A 15701-nucleotide genomic window follows, 5' to 3' on the forward strand; every position below is an offset into this window, starting at 1 on the left:
GCGCTGCAAGAGCGACAACCTGAGCCGGCAGCAGGCAAAAGCGCGGGTTACTTGCCGCCGAACAGGTAGCCGAGGTAGAGCTGGAACACCGAGTTGCGGGCGTTGCTGAACTCGTTGCTGCTGTAATCACCCTTGCCCCACTTTGTAAAGTTGCCGTTGTAGCGCAGCCCGATCATCGGACCGCTCTCGGCCTGGAAGCCAAAGCCAGCCGCGTAGCCCACCTCGAAACGGTTGATGTTGTCGAGGTTTTGGTAATCGGTGGAATTGCCTTGGGTCTGGCCATTAACGGATGTCTTGACGTCGTCGCTCACGCTGAGTAGGTAGCCAAACTGTGGGCCCAGCTCGAAGAACGGCCCGTCGGCGTTGATCTTCAGCAACACGGGCAGGTCCAAGTAGTTGTAGTTGACCTTGCCAGTGTACTTGTACTTATTGCCCAAAATGGTAAACTCCGTATCGGCGTATTTGAAGCCCTTCTGCGAGTATAAGAGTTCCGGTTGCAGCGAGAGGAAGCCGTCGTCAAGCAGGCCAATGTTGACCATCAAGCCGCCGTGCGGGCCTATTTTGCTTTGGTAGCGGTCTTCGTCGGTCAGGTCACCAGCCAGGTTGGAGTAGTTGGCACCGGCCTTAATGCCCAGGCGCACACCTTGGGCGTGGGCTGCGGGCGCGGCAGCAAAGGAGGCTCCTGCGAGGAGAGCGGCGGCCAGGAAAGCGTGTTTCATTGCCGTAAAGGAAAATGGGTGAGAGAAAAAAAACGGTGCGACAGTGCCCGATTTTGGTCCTACAACGCGGATTGCCGCTGCAGGTTGGATTCAGCCAGGGGGCTTGAGGCAGCAAAGCCGGCGCATTCGTTTGCTTGCTGCCGCAGTGGCCGCCGACCGGGCGGAAGTAATCCGGTCGGCGGCCAAGTCACCATAAACGTGCCAGGCTGATTGAATATTTCCGCGGTTGCCGGGGGCTGCGGTGTATCACGCAGAGTCAGTGGGAAAAAGAAAAAAAGGCCACCCGGATGCCCGGGTGGCCTTTACTAGGAGCGAAGGACGCTCCGTTATCGGCTGCCAACGGGCAGCATGTAGCCCAGTTGCAGCGTAAAGGCGTTGTTGAAAGCTTTCGGCTCGTTGTCGGCGTCCTTGGTGTCGATGAGCGAGTTGAAGCCCCGGGCGTAGCGCAGCCCCACCGACAGGCCGCTTTCGGCCTGGTAGCCCAGCCCGGCCACGCCGCTGATGTCAAACTGCGCCAGGTCCGACTTGTACGCCTCGTCGCGCGAAACGCCGGTGTAATCGAGGAATTCACTCCGCGACTCGTCTTTCACCTTGGTGCCGTCGGCGCGCTTTTCCGTGTACTGCGACTTGGCGCGCGAGCCGAACAGGTAGCTTACCTGCGGACCGGCTTCGAAGAACAGGCCGCCGGCATTGATGCGGGCCAGCACCGGCACATCGACGTAGTGCAGTACGCGCTGCTGCTCCTGCTCGATCTTGGCGACGCCCTGGGGCAGGCCCGTGGTGGTCTGCGTCTGAATTTCGTAGCCCTTGCGGTTATACAGGACTTCCGGGGCAATGGCAAAGAAACCGTCGGAGCTGACGGGGAGCTGGAAGGCCACGCCGACGTTGTAGCCGAGCTTGTAGCTGCCTAGCTCCGAGCTGTAGTTCGCGCCGGTGATGCTCTGCACGTTGTCGCCGGAGATGTTCGAATACGTGGCGCCGGCTTTCAGGCCGATGCGAAATCCGCCCGGATCCTGGGCGTGAGCGAGGGAGGCGGTAGCCAGTGAAGTGAGGGCAAAAAGTGCGAGCTTTTTCATGGGGAAGTTCGGAATAGGGGGTGGTAAGGGACGCGCGCCGGCAACAACTCTACTGGGCTTGAACGGTACTAAAGGCCGCGCGATTTGCCCCTGTTACGGCAAAAGTGGCCGCCAATGTTGCGCCCCAGCAGGTATTATCTTGGATGAGGACCGGTACTGGCCCGCACGGCGGCGCCTTTTCCGCCGCTCGCCCCGCCGCCACTGCGGCCACTGCGGCCACCGTGCCTACTTTTGTGGCAGCCTGCTTTGTTCTCTATGTCGCTCAGTGCCCGTTTGTTTCTGTTGCTGTTTCTGCTGGTGGCCGGGTTCGGGCTACGCGCTCAGCCCACCGCGCCTGCTGCCCCGGCCGAGCCGCTGGTACTGGGGCTGTACGCGCAGGGCGGGTTCATCATTGCGCACTCGCCGCGGGTCAAGCACCTCGTCACGGCCCACCCCACCGGAATAGAGCTGAACGCGCAGCGGCAGCTCACCGGGCGCGCGCCCTGGCACGCCTGGTACCGTTATCCTAAGGTGGGCTTGGCACTGGTGTATTACGATTACCACAACCCGGCGCTGCGCCATTCCTTCGCGGCCACGGCTTACCTGAGCAAGGCTTTTTGGCGCACCGAGCGGCAGGAACTTAGCTTCCGCCTGGGCACCGGCGTGGGCTACTTCCCGTTTCCCTTCGACCGGGCCACGAATCACAAGAACACGTTTGTCAGTTCGCGGCTGAACGCCACCATTCAGGCCCGCGCCGACTACGACGTGGCCCTGACGCCCCGGTTGGGGCTGCTGCTGGGAGTGGCGTTGCACCACTATTCCAACGGCGCCACCGCCAAGCCGAACCTGGGCATTAACGTGCCGACGCTGGTAGTGGGGCTGAACTACCACCAGCGGCGCCGCTTCACCCCGCTGCCCCTGCTGCCCGACGATCTGCCGGCTGATGTAGGGCGCAACTTCTTGAACATGAGCGCCAGCGTGGGTGTGAAGCAGCGCAACGAGTCCGACCGGCAGCTCTACTGGGTCAATTCTGTAACCGTAGCCGGTGGGCGGCGCGTCAACCGCAAAAGCAACCTGCTGGTGGGCCTGGAAGGGTTCTACGACCGCTCCTTGCGGGCAGAGCAGCGCGACACGGCCCGCGCCGCCAGCAGCCTGCCCGATGTGAAGAAAGCCGGCGCCTTTGTGGGGCACGAGCTGCTGTTCGGGCGCCTTGCTGTCGTCACGCACCTGGGCTTTTACCTCTACAATCCCTACAAGTCGAACAAGTTCTACTACGAGCGCATCGGCCTGAAATACCACTTCACCGAGCGTCTGTTCGGCGCCGTGGACCTGAAGGTGCACCGCGGGGCCGCTGACGTGCTGGAGTGGAAACTGGGTGTCAGGCTCTGATCAGGTGGAAGCGTAGCGCCCCTGCTACAGCCCGCGCTGCTTGAATGGTACGCTTGCACGGCGGCAGTCCAATACTCGCGGCCATGGGAAGCTTAGCCCTCAGGGTTCGGGCCCGTGAGGCGGCGCTTCGGCGGCCTTCTGATGCAACCAGTGGCGCCGGCCGGACAGCGCTGGCACAACTGCTTCAGGTCATCTTCGGGCAATTCACTCACTGCCCGCAGGTCGGTGACTTTCCTCGAATTCGTGCTGCTGACGGGCCTGTTCCTGCTGTATTGGACGTGCCTCGGCTACCGGGCGCTGGAAGAAACGCTGGTCCGTCGGCCCGGGGTAGCTGTCCTGCCAATGCCGGGCCAGTGGCGGTTCAAACCCGAGTATGTCTCTGACCGCGGGCTGCTGGCACGGCCTCTCCCTTGGTTGCCACGTCGGCTGGACGGCACCGCTGCCGCAGCAAGGCAGCCAAAAACCAACCGACCACTGCCCGGGGTGGGGCAGTGGCCGGTTGGCTGGTGTGACCGAATGCGACTACTCCGTCGCGGGTTTGGCAGTCGAGGGGGTTGGCTTTTTGGCCACTTTGTGCGGCCGGCGCTTGCCGAAGGTGCCCTTTCTGAGCTTTCCGCGGCGCGACTTTTTGTCTCCTTTGCCCATGCTGCAAATCGTTTGGTGTGAGTGAAAAACAAAACAACGGAGGCCAGGCCCAGGTGGGATTAGCGTCCGGCTGTTTGTACGGGTGCGCCCGCCACAAGTTGACGGCACATAGGCCGCACTACGGCCGGGCCTTCGTAGCTAAAGCCCGTGTAGGGCTGCACCAGCGACGCGCCTGCGGTCAGCTTTTCCACCACGTCTTCTGGCGTAAAGATGCCGCCCACCCCCGATGATGGGAAAAGCGCCACCCAACTCTTGGTGCAGGTACCGAATGGCTTCGGTGGCGCGGGCGCGTAGTAGGGCGCCGCTTGGGCCGCCGGCCCCGCGCTGTTCTACCCCGGGCGTGCGCAGTCCGCTGCGGTCGATGGGGGTATTGGTGGCTACCACTCCGCTGAGGCCTGCTTCCTGCTCAATGCCGATGAGGTCATCGAACTGCTCGTAGTTCAGGGCGGGCGCAATCTGGAGCAGTAGCGGTCTAAGTAAAACTTGAGACATGGCGCGCCGCAAGAAATCCGTGCCGCAAAGCTCCAAATCTATTCCGGAAGTACCTGCGGAGGGGCCCTAAAGCTTCGTTGATTATTTGTTGATTTTATAATGCTGATAATAAGCTTGCTAATAAATCCGAACGCGCAGTTTGAGCACATAATCGTAACCAGGTGTTGGGATATACCGTCTCGGTTACTACTTTTGCCGTCCCTTTAAACGAAAGCGGTGCTTTCCCCGAAGGAGCCTGATTCTGTAGCTCAGCTGGTAGAGCAATACACTTTTAATGTATGGGTCCTGGGTTCGAATCCCAGCGGAATCACTGAAAACCCCGTCTGCAAACCGCAGACGGGGTTTTTTGCTTGCCGAAGTAGGTGTCTGCGTCAGGCAGACCAGACACGTACGGCTGATTTGAGCTGCTGTGGCGGTTGCTGGGCGCTCCGCTTCAGTGGTTTACAAAAAGCAGTGAAGCGGAGCCAGAGCCCATACACTGCTCAGGAACGGATTCTATCTGCCAGCCGGGCGAGTTGCGCGCCCTGTAACTTTACCGTCGGTTAGCGAAGCAGATCAACGGGCATGGTCTACAAAAAGCCCCATGCTCTGCCTCAAGGGGCCGCAGGATACCAATTACGCAGCCGCACGTCGATGTTCTTGTTGGCCGCTTGCACCGTTTTTTGGAAAGAAGCCACGTCGCTTAGGCCGTTCTGCCCCCGGTAGTGGTACGGATACACGATGCCCGGTTTGAAAGCCAGCACGCCCTGCGCCGCCTGCTGCTCGTCCATGGTATAGGGCAGGTTCATGCACACGAAGGCCACGTCGATGCCCCGCAGGGCGCGCATTTCGGCAATGTCTTCGGTGTCGCCGGACACGTACACGTTTTTGCCGCCCAGGTTGAGCACGTAGCCGTTGCCCCGACCCTTGGGGTGGCGCGCATCGGCCGTAGCGGGCAGATTGTACATCGGTATGGCCGACACGTGCAGCCCCAGTGTGTCGAGGTGCTGGCCATTGCGCAGAATGCGTGCCTGCGCTCGGTACGCCGCTGGCAGTTGCTCTGCTACTGCTGGCGGCACCACCAGTAGGGCTTTCCCAAGGGAGAGGCCTGCCAGCGTCTTGGGGTCCAGGTGGTCGCCGTGGATGTCGGTAATGAGAACCACGTCGGGAGCGGCCAACCCCGCATAGGCCTGCGCCCCGCCGTAGGGGTCCACATAGATGGTTTTGCCGTTCCAGGTAAATACCACGCTGCCGTGCGTGATAGGCTGCACCGTGAGCGGGCCTTGTTTGGTGGCAATTTGATCGGCAGCCGCGCGCGATGTGGCCACGGGGGAAACGGTTTGAGCCGGTGCCGAAGCTGTCAACGCAGCCAACGCGGCCGTAAGCACATAGGGGAGTTTCATCAGTTACTGCCTGTCTGGTGAATGCAAGGCTGACGCTGCGCGAGAAGAGCGGCGCCAAAGCCGTTACTACGGATAATCGAGGCAATAAACCGGGCTGCTCCGCGCAAGTTTACTCGCTGACCACTCGCTCGCCGTCTGACGACCACTATGGAGCAGCAAGCCGGTTATCAGGATGATAAGATTCTTTGGTGTAGGGTTATTGACTATCCTGGCGGAAACCGCGAAACGGGCTTTTGAGGCGGTGAGTACATCTATATGCGCATAGCGGAAAGCCGATTATGTAGGGCACTCTGCAGCTGACGGCGTGATTAAATCCAATTAATACGCTGCGTAACATTCAACTTGGGCTTGGAGGAAGGACGTTCGGCCACTACTTTTGCCGTTGTTTAGAAAGATTCCAAAATAGCAGCCTTGAACACCTGCTCGGCTGTTACACCTCTTAGCTCATGCCTTCCACTCTTCTGCTTGCCCTGCTAACGACGGGATTGCCGCTCTCGTCTTTGGCTGCTCCTGGTTTCTCTTCTCCCCGCATCAGCGCCATAGCCGGCGGCACGCTCGAGGGCGTCGTTCGTACCGCCGACGGCCAACCTGCTCCGTTTGCTAGCGTTGCCCTGAAGGGCACGACTTACGGGGCCACCACCGATGCCCAAGGCCGGTTTACGCTGGCGGGCGTACCCGCGGGGCGGTACACCCTGGTGGCCACGGCGGTGGGCTTTGCCCCGGTGGAGCAGGCGGTGGACGTGCCGGAAGCGGGCACCCTGCGCCTGCCTGCCCTGCAGCTGGCTCCCAGCACCCAGGAACTGAGCGAGGTGACCGTGACGGGCCGCAGCTACACGGCCTACAAGCGCGACGCCACCAACCTAGCCACCCGCTCCGAAACGCCGCTGCGCGACATTCCGCAGAGCGTGCAGGTGTTGCCCGAGGCCGTGCTGCGCGACCAGCAGGTGCAGCTGCTGCAGGAGAGCATCCGCAACTTCGCCGGCATCACCCAGTTTGGCGGGTACAACGACTTTAACCTGCGCGGGTTTCGCTCCACCACCGGCAACTTTGCCCTGAACGGACAGCGCCTGGGCGGCTCCTCGTACACGCCCCAGCCCACCTACAACCTGGAAAGCGTGGAGGCCGTGAAAGGCCCCGCCTCGGTGCTCTACGGCTTTGCCGCGCCCGGCGGCATCATCAATCAGACCACCAAGCTCCCTGAGGCCAAGGCCCGCCGCGAGGTGCGCCTGACTTACGGCAGCTTTAACCAGTTTCGCGGCGTAGCCGACGCCACGGGCCCGTTGAGCGCCAATGGCAAGTGGCTCTACCGCGTGGTGGCCGGCGCCGAGCGCACCGACCACCAAATGCGCGACTGGAAAACGCGCAACGTATTCGTCAATCCATCGCTGACGTTCCGGCCTTCTGAGCGTACCGATCTGACCCTAACCACCTCTTACTTCCACCAGAACGAGGACGGCGGCACTTGGTACAACCGCGGTATCATGGCCGTGGAGGAAAACTTGGGCGTACTGCCGCGCGACTGGAGCCACCACGACGCCAACGACCGGGGCTCGGACCGAATTGCCAACGCTCAATTCCTGGGGCAGCACCGCCTATCGGAAAACCTGAGCGTGAATTTGCTGGCTCGTTATACCTATTACAATTCTCGGCAACAGTATCACCACGTCACCCGCGGCCGAGTTGTTAATGGGGTGCGGAGGCCCACTATTGACCCCGTTACCGGCAACATTAACCGCCATTTCCGCGACTTCGACGACGTAAGCCAAGACGCTTTCGTCAACGGTTTCCTGACCTGGAAAACCACCACCGGCCCGGTGCAGCACACCATCTTGGCAGGCGTAGATTACGGCAACAGCCAGCGGGGCTATGATTACGCCCAGAGCTACGCGGGCGTGCCGGGCCTGAACGTCTTCAACCCGCAGTACGGCCAGACCGACCGCGGCACCTACCGCGGCGAAGGCTACAACGCCCGCTACGACAATCCCACGCGCTTCGTCGGCGCCTACGTACAGGATCAGCTTACGCTGACTTCGCAGCTCAAGGCCGTGCTGGGCCTGCGCTACGATACCTACCGCAGCACCAGCTTCGACTTGGACCGCACCGACCAGGTGAGCGACCCCACTGCGGCCGTGGTAGCTACCCGCGACACCTCATCGGCTTCGGCCTTGGTGCCCCGCGCCGGGCTGGTGTACCAGCCGCTGCCCGCGCTGAGTCTGTATGCCTCCTACAGCCAAAGCTTCGAGCCGCAGTACTCCAACCTGCCCCGTAGCGGCGGCCCCTTCGACCCTGAAACCGGCAAGCAGTGGGAAGTGGGCGCCCGCACCGAGCTGCTGAACCGCCGCTTGGTTGGCTCGCTGGCCTTCTACCGCATCCGTAAGGTGAACATCCTCACCACCGACCCCAACGACCCGAATGGGCAGCGGCAGATTGCCGGCAACGAGGCCACCAGCAAGGGGGTGGAAGCCTCGCTCACGGGCCGCGTGCTGCCCGGCTTGAACCTGATTGCCAATTACGCCTACAACGAGGCGCGCATCACTAAGAACGGCAACCCCGCCCAGCCCTACGGCTCGCCGTGGTTTGAAAACGCACCCAACCACTCGGGCAACGTGTGGGCCGTGTACACCGTGCCTAAGGGCCAACTAGGGGGCCTGGGCTTCGGCGGGGGCACGTACTACGTTGGCAAGCGCTACAGCTTCGATTCGGGCTTCTCAGTGCCGGGCTATAAAACCTTCGACGCGGTGGTAAACTACGAGTTCAAGGGTGTTTCGCTGGCGCTGAACCTGTACAACCTGGCTGATACGCGCTACTATTCCGGCGTGTTCTTCCGCGACATCGTGTGGGTGGGTAACGGCCGCTCCTTCCGCCTCACCGCGGGCTACACCTTCTAAATTCGCCGGTGCATGTCCCGCTCCCGCCTTACCCGGCGTCTGTTTAAGCTGCACAGCTGGTTGGGGCTGGCCACTGGCCTGCTGTTGCTAGTTGTGAGCTTGAGCGGTGTCGTCCTGCTTTTCGAGCCCGAGCTGGACCACGCCCTGAACCCGCGCCTGCTCACCGTGGCCGTGCCCGCCGCCCCGCGCCCCTCCCTCGACGGGGTACTGGCGGCGGCCCGGCAGCGGTTTCCCCACCCAGCCTACCTGCGCCTACGCCGCCTGCCCGAAACGCCCGATCAGGCCGTGGAAGTCAGCGTCGACCGGCCCGACCATACCTGGACGCTGGCCTACTTCGACCCCTACACGTCGCGCTACCTGGGGCAGCGCGACGCCCGGGCACATTTCTTTGGCTGGTTGCTCGGGCTGCATTACAGCCTGCTGGCAGGCAAAGCCGGCGAGACGGTGGTGGCTTTGCTGGGGTTGGCCCTGCTGCTGAGCGTGGGCACGGGCGCGGTGGTGTACCGCAAGCACCTGCTGCCCGTGCTGCTATTTCGGCAGGGCATCAACTGGAAAAACGCCCGCACGGCGGCTTCGGGCATGCATCGGGTAGTGGGCGTGTGGGCACTGCTCTTCAACTTAGTGCTGGCCGGCAGCGGGGCGTGGATGCTGCGGGCTTCGCTGCTGCCGGGCGCCGACAGCGCCGAGGCCGGGCCGAAGCTGCAGGCGCAGCCCGCCGTGCGGGCTTCGCTCGACACGCTGGCCCAGCGGGCGGCGGCGGCCGTACCCGGCTTGCAGGTGCAAGGCCTGCTGCTGCCCCGTACTGCCACCGATACCCTGGTCACCGTCATGGGACGCTTGGCCAACCGGCCGTTGTACGGCGACTTTAGCCAGACCGTGAAACTGTCCGCCCGCACCGGGCGCCTCGTCCGGGCCGACGATGTGCGGAACGCGGGGCTGGGCGAGCGGGCAGAGCTGGTGGCCCTGACGCTGCACTTCGGGCAGTTTGGCGGCTGGCTGGTGAAGGCACTCTGGGTAGTGGGCGGGCTTTCGCCGGCCCTGCTCAGCCTCACCGGCTACCTGCTGTGGCGCCGGCGCACGGCGCCCCGCGCGGCCTTGTGTCAGCGTCAGCCGACGGCGCATGCTTCCTGACCAGCATACGTTATTCCTGTTTGGCTGAGCCCGCTCCGGCACCGATGGCTCCGCGTCCGTGGACTGCTCTGCCTACCAGGAAATATCCCGCAGTTGGTGCGGTTCTGGGAATTCCGCCCGTCCTGTGACGAGCCGGCCAAGCGCGCAGTAGTGAGGTTGCTGCCGACTAGTTGCAATTTTACGGCTCCTTTGAGGCCAACTTTTAAGCGCTGCCCGTGCAACACGCGACCGAACAAGAAGAACGAGAACACCTGGAAGAAATAAAGGAGCGGCTGACCCTGGCCATCAAGCGGGTGGACGACGCCGTCCGGCAGTTTTCCGACGAGCTTCGGCAGAAAAAGCAGTACATCCACGAGCACCAGTCCGGCATGGACGACGCGGACATGGTCGCCGCCGGCCAGTCGATCAACCGCATGGCCTTCACGGGCGAAGCCGCGGTAGCCCGCAAGCGCAGGCTGCTCAAGCTCGTGCAGTCCCCGTACTTCGGTCGCATTGATTTCGTCACTCCGAACCAGGGGACAACGCCGGTGTACATCGGGGTGCATTCCTTCCTGGACGAGGGCCAGCGCCAGAACCTGATTTACGATTGGCGCGCGCCCATTTCCTCGCTGTTCTACGATTTCGAGCTGGGCGAGGCCTCGTACACCACCCCGTCGGGCGCCATTCAGGGCCGCATCGAGCTCAAGCGCCAGTACAAGATCCGCGACGGGCGCCTGGAGTTCCTGCTCGACAGCGACGTGAACATTCACGACGACGTGCTGCAGCGCGAGCTGGCCAAGTCCTCGGACGACAAGATGAAGACCATCGTCGCGACCATCCAGCGCGACCAGAACGCGGTCATCCGCAACGAGACGGCGCCGGTAATGGTCATTCAGGGCGTGGCCGGCTCGGGCAAAACCTCTATTGCCCTGCACCGCATTGCGTTCCTGCTCTACCGCTTCCGCGACACCATCGCGGCCAAAGACCTCCTCATCATCTCCCCGAACAAGGTCTTCGCGGATTACATCTCGAACGTGCTGCCCGAGCTGGGGGAGGAGCACATCCCGGAAATGGGCATGGACGAGCTGGCGGCCGACCTGCTCGACAACCGGTACTCGTTCCAAACCTTCTTCGAGCAGGTGTCGGCGCTGCTGGAGGCCCACGACGCCGCGTTCATCGAACGCATCCGGTTCAAGTCCTCGTTTGACTTTCTCAGCCAGCTAAACCAGTACCTGCTGCACGTGGAGAACCACTACTTCACGGTGGGTGAGTTGCGGGTGGGCCGGGTTGTCGTGCCCGCGGCCGTCGTGCAGCAGAAGTTCAGAACTTACCACCGGGTGCCGCTGCTGAAGCGGTTTGCGCTGGTGGCCAACGACGTGCGGGCTTACGTGCGGGACGCTGCCGGCCGCAAGCTGACCGGCGGGGAGAAAGCCACGATCGGGGAAGGAATTCCCCGCATGTTCCGCTTCCACAACGTGCTGGACCTCTACCGCGACTTTTACCGCTGGCTGGGCCAGCCCGAGTTGCTGAAGCTCGACCACAGCCTGCGCCTGGAATACGCGGATGTGTTTCCCTTGCTCTACCTGCGGCTGCGCCTGGAGGGCCTCACTGCCTACGACCACGTGCGGCACCTGCTGGTGGATGAAATGCAGGATTACACGCCGGTGCAGTACGCCGTGCTGTCCCGCCTGTTCCAGTGCCGCAAGACCATTTTGGGCGACGTCAGCCAGACGGTGAATCCCTACAGCGCCTCCTCGGCCGAGGACATCGAGCGCGTCTTTCCGCAGGCCGACGTGGTGAAGCTCTACCGCAGCTACCGCTCCACCATCGAAATCACGGCCTTTGCCCAGCGTATTACGCCGAATCCCCACATCATCCCACTAGAGCGGCACGGGCCGGAGCCCGTAGTGCGGCGTTGCACTAGCCACGAGGACGAGCTGGGGGCTATCCGGCAGTTCGTGGCGGATTTTGCCGGCTCGGGCAACCATTCCCTGGGCATCATCTGCAAAACCCCGCGCCTAGCCGCGCAGGTGTACCAGGCGCTGCAGGCGCCGGGGGTGCATCTGCTCACGGCCGAGTCCACTTCCTTCAAGGAAGGCGTCATCGTGACCACCGCCCATGTGGCAAAGGGCCTGGAGTTTGATGCCGTTATTGTGCCCTTCGTCTCCGCCCGGCACTACAAAACGGGAATTGACAAAAGCATGCTGTACGTGGCGTGCACGCGGGCCATGCACCAGCTCACGCTGACGTATGCCGGCGAAATCAGCGCGTTTTTGGCGCAGGTAGTGTAGGCGGCGGGTGCCGGGTGGGGCTGCGCTGGGCAGGCAGTTGCGCGGTAACCCCGGGCCGCAGGGGCGCGTAGTTTTGCTGCACCTCGGTGCCTTAGCCGCTGCCGTGTATGCCATTTAAGCTTATTGCCCTGCTGGCCGCGTGCCTGGCCCCGGGAAGCGCGGCCCAGGCCTGCACCGTGTGTCGGCCTAAGGTGGAGGCGGGCATCTATACTGCCGGTTATTCGGCTAACGCGTTGGTGCTGCTGTTGCCCATCCTGTTGCTGGTGGGCGGGAGCCTGCTGCTGTATTACTCCCCGAAGCTGCTTCCATGGAAAACGTTTCCGCGCCGGCGCGGCACCGCGCCCCGCTAATTGCCGCTGGCATCCTGCTCGGAGCCGGGCTGGGCGGCTTTGTCGACGGCATCGTGCTGCACCAGATCCTGCAGTGGCACAACATGCTCTCGGGCAAGCTGCCGCCCAACAATCTGGTCGATGCGAAGGTCAACATGTACTGGGACGGGGTGTTTCACGCCGCCGTATGGGGGATGACGGCGCTGGGCCTGCGCCTGCTTTGGGGCGTAGGCCACCGGCGCGACGTGCCGTGGTCGGGCCGGACGTTTGGGGGCAGCTTGGTGCTGGGCTGGGGGCTGTTCAACGTTGTCGAAGGCCTCATCGACCACCTGCTGCTTGGGCTGCACCACGTATACGAGTACACCCCCGACCACCTGCCGGCCGACCTGGGGTTTCAGGCGTTCGGGCTGTTGCAGGTGGCGGCGGGCGCGCTGCTGATTCGCCGCGGCCGCACCGATGCCACGCCGTCTGCCCACGCTACCCGCTAAGGCTTGCCGCTATCCTGAGGTGCTCAAGGCCTGCCCTGGGCAAAACCCAACCGTCATGGCAGAGGGAAAGGCCGGTGAGCAGGGCACGCCAGCTCAGGCATCGGTTCAGCTGCCCCGCGCCGGTCTAAGGGTATTGTCGGGACGGGCGCCTCTGGCCGAAACGAAACCAGCCCATCCGGAGGCCGGATGGGCTGGTATATCAAAGCGGGGCGCCGCTTATTTGCCGAGCTTAACCTTCAGGTTTTCGTCCAGCGCCGCCAAGAATTCCTCCGTGTAGAGGTAGTCCCGGCCGTGCTCCACCTGGTTGCCGTGGATGCAGACGGCCAGGTCCTTGGTCATCTTGCCGCTTTCCACGGTTTCGATGCACACCGCTTCGAGGGCGTGGCAGAAGTCGATGAGCTCCTGATTGCCGTCGAGCTTGCCCCGGAACTCCAAGCCGCGCGTCCAGGCGAAGATGGAGGCGATGGGGTTGGTGGAGGTGGGCTTGCCTTTCTGATGGTCGCGGTAGTGGCGCGTCACGGTGCCGTGGGCGGCTTCGGCCTCCATGGTGCCGCCGTCGGGCGTCACCAGCGTAGAGGTCATCAGACCCAGCGAACCGAAGCCCTGGGCGACCGTGTCGCTTTGCACGTCGCCGTCGTAGTTTTTGCAGGCCCACACGAAGTTGCCGTTCCACTTCAGCGCCGAGGCCACCATGTCGTCAATCAGGCGGTGCTCGTACGTGATGCCGGCAGCCTTGAATTTCTCCTGGTAGTCCTGCTCGTAGATTTCCTGGAACAGGTCCTTGAAGCGGCCGTCGTACTTCTTCAGGATGGTGTTTTTCGTCGAGAGGTACAGGGGCCAGCCTTTCATCAGCGCCTGGTTGAAGCAGGCATGCGCGAAGCCGCGGATCGACTCGTCGGTGTTGTACATGGCCAGGGCCACGCCGTCGCCTTTGAAGTTGTACACCTCAAACGACTGCTCTGCGCCGCCGTCTTCGGGCTGGAAGGTGATGGTAAGCTTGCCCTTGCCCTTGGTCACGAAATCGGTGGCGCGGTACTGGTCGCCGAAGGCGTGACGGCCGATGCAGATGGGGGCGGTCCAGTTCGGCACCAGACGCGGCACGTTCTGCATCACGATGGGCTCCCGGAACACCGTGCCATCGAGGATGTTGCGGATGGTGCCGTTCGGCGACTTCCACATCTGCTTGAGGTTGAACTCCTTCACGCGCTCCTCGTCGGGCGTGATGGTAGCGCACTTGATGCCCACCCCGTACTGCTTGATGGCGTTGGCCGCGTCGATGGTCACCTGGTCGTTGGTCTGGTCGCGGTACTCGATGCCCAGGTCGTAGTACTTGATGTCCAGATCCAGATAAGGAGTGATGAGCTTGTCTTTGATAAACTTCCAGATGATGCGCGTCATTTCGTCGCCATCCAACTCCACCACGGGGTTTGCTACCTTGATTTTGGTCATGTGCTCAGGGGTATTGAAGTGATGTTTGCTGACCTGCCGAATCTGCCGAAGCAGGGCAAGCGTCGTTTTCAGGGCTAAACTTAAGCGAGAATTGCTGCCCGACTGCGCACCGTAGCTCGCGCGTATGCCGCGGCCCGTATACGCAAGGCTATGGTCAGCTGCTGCGGCTACGACGGAGGTAGCGCGGAGCGGGCTGCCAGACAGCAGTGCGTCAGGGGCCAAAGGGCTACGACCGCTGCTGGCCATGCCGACCACCTGACGTGTCCTGGAAGCTATTCTGGGAACTCACGCTTCTTCAGCCGCTGAGCCATGTAGGTAATAGCATAACGCGGGGCACCACCGGTTCGTGACTGAGAGCGGAACCGTTCGGGCAACAGCTCGGTAGCGCAGCGTAACGGCTATTGACCGGGCGGCCCGGCGGATGCACAAGGCTATTCTTCGCCAAATGAAAACGCCGTTCGCACTAGGCGAACGGCGTTTTAAGTTCAGCAAAAAGAGGAAAGCGGCGCTGCTGCGGCTGTAGCGCATGCGCACCTACCAGGCGGCGTATCTAATACGGAAACTGGGCAATGCTGGAGCCGTTGGCGCCCACGGCCGGGTAGATGAGCCGGTTCAGGCCGGGGTCACGGTAGGCATCGGCGTACGCGTTGTCGCCGTAGGCGCGCACATACAGCGTGGCACCGGGCCGCAAGCCGGCCGCTTGCAGCTGCTGGTAGCTGACGGTATCCACAAACTGGTCGCTGCCCACGTTGGTTTTCCCGGAGAACGAGTAGCCGTATTCGGTCGGGGTGAGCGGGGTTTGCGAGCTGAAAAACAGGCGGTGACGACGGGGCGGGTACCCCGGCGCGTTGGGCAAGGAGGAACTCCCGTACACCAGCAGGCCGGGCGCACCGCGCACGACCATGGTGATGATGGGCGGTGCCGTTGAGCTCGTACCTAGGCGCACGAGTGGCAACGGAGTGGCATTGCCGGCCAGGGCCTGATCGATGAGCCGGTACGTGCCCACGTACTGCTTGCTGAACACCAGGGTGCGCATGCCGGTAGGTGCGGTCAGGGAAAAGCTACCGTCCGCTTTGGTCACTGCGGTTGCGCCGTTTCCTTCCACCGCAACCTGCACGCCGCTTTTGTCCGTGGCTTCCCGGCCGAATTCATCCAGGATGGTAACGCGGCCGGAGACCTGGGTGCTGCTGGGCTTGCTGGAGTCCTTGCCGCAGCCGGCCAGCACAAGCAGGGCCGCCATAGCCAGGGGCCAACGTTTTGAAGGAATAATCAGCATGTAAGAATAGCTTGGGTTGATTATTTGACTGAAATGTAAGCAAGGCAGAGGCAACTCCTACTTCATGAGAGGCTTAGATAGAGTAGAAGTAATCTGGACCGGACATGATGTCGGCAGAAGTTCAAAATTACAAGTGGCAGCACCCACTCCCGAGACGCAAACGCCCCGGCTGCACTTGGCAGCCGGGG

14 protein-coding genes and 1 tRNA gene are annotated in these 15701 nt (G+C 62.5%); 7 read left to right on the forward strand and 8 right to left on the reverse strand.

The features are described 5' to 3' along the window. Nucleotides 1-47 precede the first annotated feature (47 nt). The gene (locus ACYVKQ_RS06555; protein ID WP_460576866.1) at nucleotides 48-719 is read right to left on the reverse strand and encodes a porin family protein; all 672 of its coding nucleotides are present in this window, start codon (nucleotides 717-719) and stop codon (nucleotides 48-50) included. Between the two features lie 326 nt (nucleotides 720-1045). Then, nucleotides 1046-1795 (reverse strand): porin family protein, encoded by a 750-nt coding sequence (locus ACYVKQ_RS06560; RefSeq protein WP_460576868.1) that lies wholly within the window; start codon nucleotides 1793-1795, stop codon nucleotides 1046-1048. A gap of 255 nt (nucleotides 1796-2050) precedes the next feature. Here ACYVKQ_RS06560 and ACYVKQ_RS06565 point away from each other — a divergent pair, with 255 nt between their 5' ends. After that, complete coding sequence (locus tag ACYVKQ_RS06565; RefSeq protein ID WP_460576870.1) at nucleotides 2051-3163, forward strand: acyloxyacyl hydrolase; 1113 nt, start codon at nucleotides 2051-2053, stop codon at nucleotides 3161-3163. Nucleotides 3164-3685: 522 nt separating this feature from the next. On the opposite strand, the gene ACYVKQ_RS06570 is transcribed toward ACYVKQ_RS06565, so the two are convergent. From ACYVKQ_RS06570 to ACYVKQ_RS06580, 3 genes are read right to left on the reverse strand one after another with little or no spacing between them, the layout of a single operon-like run. Then, nucleotides 3686-3808: a 30S ribosomal protein THX gene (locus tag ACYVKQ_RS06570; RefSeq protein WP_460576873.1), complete on the reverse strand. Its 123-nt coding sequence runs from the start codon at nucleotides 3806-3808 to the stop codon at nucleotides 3686-3688. A 59-nt stretch (nucleotides 3809-3867) separates the two neighbouring features. Further along, nucleotides 3868-4002: a hypothetical protein gene (locus ACYVKQ_RS06575; protein WP_460576876.1), complete on the reverse strand. Its 135-nt coding sequence runs from the start codon at nucleotides 4000-4002 to the stop codon at nucleotides 3868-3870. Next, nucleotides 3947-4300 (reverse strand): dihydroorotate dehydrogenase, encoded by a 354-nt coding sequence (locus ACYVKQ_RS06580; RefSeq protein ID WP_460576878.1) that lies wholly within the window; start codon nucleotides 4298-4300, stop codon nucleotides 3947-3949. Before ACYVKQ_RS06580 ends, ACYVKQ_RS06575 begins: the two co-directional genes overlap by 56 nt. Before the next feature lie 237 nt (nucleotides 4301-4537). On the opposite strand from ACYVKQ_RS06580, the gene ACYVKQ_RS06585 reads away from it, so the two are divergent. Then, nucleotides 4538-4610: transfer RNA gene (locus ACYVKQ_RS06585), tRNA-Lys, on the forward strand. 283 nt (nucleotides 4611-4893) lie between these two features. Here the strand turns inward: ACYVKQ_RS06585 and ACYVKQ_RS06590 are convergent. Beyond that, complete coding sequence (locus ACYVKQ_RS06590) at nucleotides 4894-5682, reverse strand: MBL fold metallo-hydrolase (RefSeq protein ID WP_460576880.1); 789 nt, start codon at nucleotides 5680-5682, stop codon at nucleotides 4894-4896. A 446-nt stretch (nucleotides 5683-6128) separates the two neighbouring features. Between ACYVKQ_RS06590 and ACYVKQ_RS06595 the strand changes: the two genes are divergently transcribed. The 5 genes from ACYVKQ_RS06595 to ACYVKQ_RS06615 all read left to right on the forward strand — a co-directional run bounded on the left by ACYVKQ_RS06595 (nucleotide 6129) and on the right by ACYVKQ_RS06615 (nucleotide 12788). Then, nucleotides 6129-8570 (forward strand): TonB-dependent siderophore receptor, encoded by a 2442-nt coding sequence (locus ACYVKQ_RS06595; protein WP_460576881.1) that lies wholly within the window; start codon nucleotides 6129-6131, stop codon nucleotides 8568-8570. Between the two features lie 12 nt (nucleotides 8571-8582). Then, complete coding sequence (locus tag ACYVKQ_RS06600; protein WP_460576883.1) at nucleotides 8583-9701, forward strand: PepSY-associated TM helix domain-containing protein; 1119 nt, start codon at nucleotides 8583-8585, stop codon at nucleotides 9699-9701. Between the two features lie 215 nt (nucleotides 9702-9916). Continuing rightward, complete coding sequence (locus tag ACYVKQ_RS06605; RefSeq protein ID WP_460576885.1) at nucleotides 9917-11971, forward strand: HelD family protein; 2055 nt, start codon at nucleotides 9917-9919, stop codon at nucleotides 11969-11971. A 107-nt stretch (nucleotides 11972-12078) separates the two neighbouring features. Then, the gene (locus ACYVKQ_RS06610) at nucleotides 12079-12321 is read left to right on the forward strand and encodes a hypothetical protein (RefSeq protein ID WP_460576886.1); all 243 of its coding nucleotides are present in this window, start codon (nucleotides 12079-12081) and stop codon (nucleotides 12319-12321) included. Beyond that, nucleotides 12279-12788 (forward strand): DUF2243 domain-containing protein, encoded by a 510-nt coding sequence (locus ACYVKQ_RS06615; RefSeq protein ID WP_460576889.1) that lies wholly within the window; start codon nucleotides 12279-12281, stop codon nucleotides 12786-12788. The genes ACYVKQ_RS06610 and ACYVKQ_RS06615 overlap by 43 nt, the downstream gene beginning before the upstream one ends. 216 nt (nucleotides 12789-13004) lie before the next feature. On the opposite strand, the gene ACYVKQ_RS06620 is transcribed toward ACYVKQ_RS06615, so the two are convergent. Beyond that, a complete protein-coding gene (locus ACYVKQ_RS06620) occupies nucleotides 13005-14237 on the reverse strand; it encodes an NADP-dependent isocitrate dehydrogenase (protein WP_460576890.1) in 1233 nt (410 codons plus the stop codon). A 550-nt stretch (nucleotides 14238-14787) separates the two neighbouring features. Then, nucleotides 14788-15477: a peptidase associated/transthyretin-like domain-containing protein gene (locus ACYVKQ_RS06625; RefSeq protein ID WP_460576892.1), complete on the reverse strand. Its 690-nt coding sequence runs from the start codon at nucleotides 15475-15477 to the stop codon at nucleotides 14788-14790. Nucleotides 15478-15701: the final 224 nt, after the last annotated feature.

The sequence above is a fragment of the Hymenobacter coalescens genome (genome assembly GCF_054783195.1).

Excerpts from the sequence above, each read along its gene's own strand:
- ACYVKQ_RS06555 (WP_460576866.1), bottom strand. The coding sequence starts at position 719 with ATGAAACACGCTTTCCTGGCCGCCGCTCTCCTCGCAGGAGCCTCCTTT.
- ACYVKQ_RS06580 (WP_460576878.1), bottom strand. The coding sequence starts at position 4,300 with ATGTCTCAAGTTTTACTTAGACCGCTACTGCTCCAGATTGCGCCCGCC.
- ACYVKQ_RS06595 (WP_460576881.1), top strand. The coding sequence starts at position 6,129 with ATGCCTTCCACTCTTCTGCTTGCCCTGCTAACGACGGGATTGCCGCTC.
- ACYVKQ_RS06620 (WP_460576890.1), bottom strand. The coding sequence starts at position 14,237 with ATGACCAAAATCAAGGTAGCAAACCCCGTGGTGGAGTTGGATGGCGAC.
- ACYVKQ_RS06570 (WP_460576873.1), bottom strand. The coding sequence starts at position 3,808 with ATGGGCAAAGGAGACAAAAAGTCGCGCCGCGGAAAGCTCAGAAAGGGC.
- ACYVKQ_RS06590 (WP_460576880.1), bottom strand. The coding sequence starts at position 5,682 with ATGAAACTCCCCTATGTGCTTACGGCCGCGTTGGCTGCGTTGACAGCT.
- ACYVKQ_RS06610 (WP_460576886.1), top strand. The coding sequence starts at position 12,079 with ATGCCATTTAAGCTTATTGCCCTGCTGGCCGCGTGCCTGGCCCCGGGA.
- ACYVKQ_RS06560 (WP_460576868.1), bottom strand. The coding sequence starts at position 1,795 with ATGAAAAAGCTCGCACTTTTTGCCCTCACTTCACTGGCTACCGCCTCC.
- ACYVKQ_RS06625 (WP_460576892.1), bottom strand. The coding sequence starts at position 15,477 with ATGGCGGCCCTGCTTGTGCTGGCCGGCTGCGGCAAGGACTCCAGCAAG.
- ACYVKQ_RS06615 (WP_460576889.1), top strand. The coding sequence starts at position 12,279 with ATGGAAAACGTTTCCGCGCCGGCGCGGCACCGCGCCCCGCTAATTGCC.
- ACYVKQ_RS06600 (WP_460576883.1), top strand. The coding sequence starts at position 8,583 with ATGTCCCGCTCCCGCCTTACCCGGCGTCTGTTTAAGCTGCACAGCTGG.
- ACYVKQ_RS06565 (WP_460576870.1), top strand. The coding sequence starts at position 2,051 with ATGTCGCTCAGTGCCCGTTTGTTTCTGTTGCTGTTTCTGCTGGTGGCC.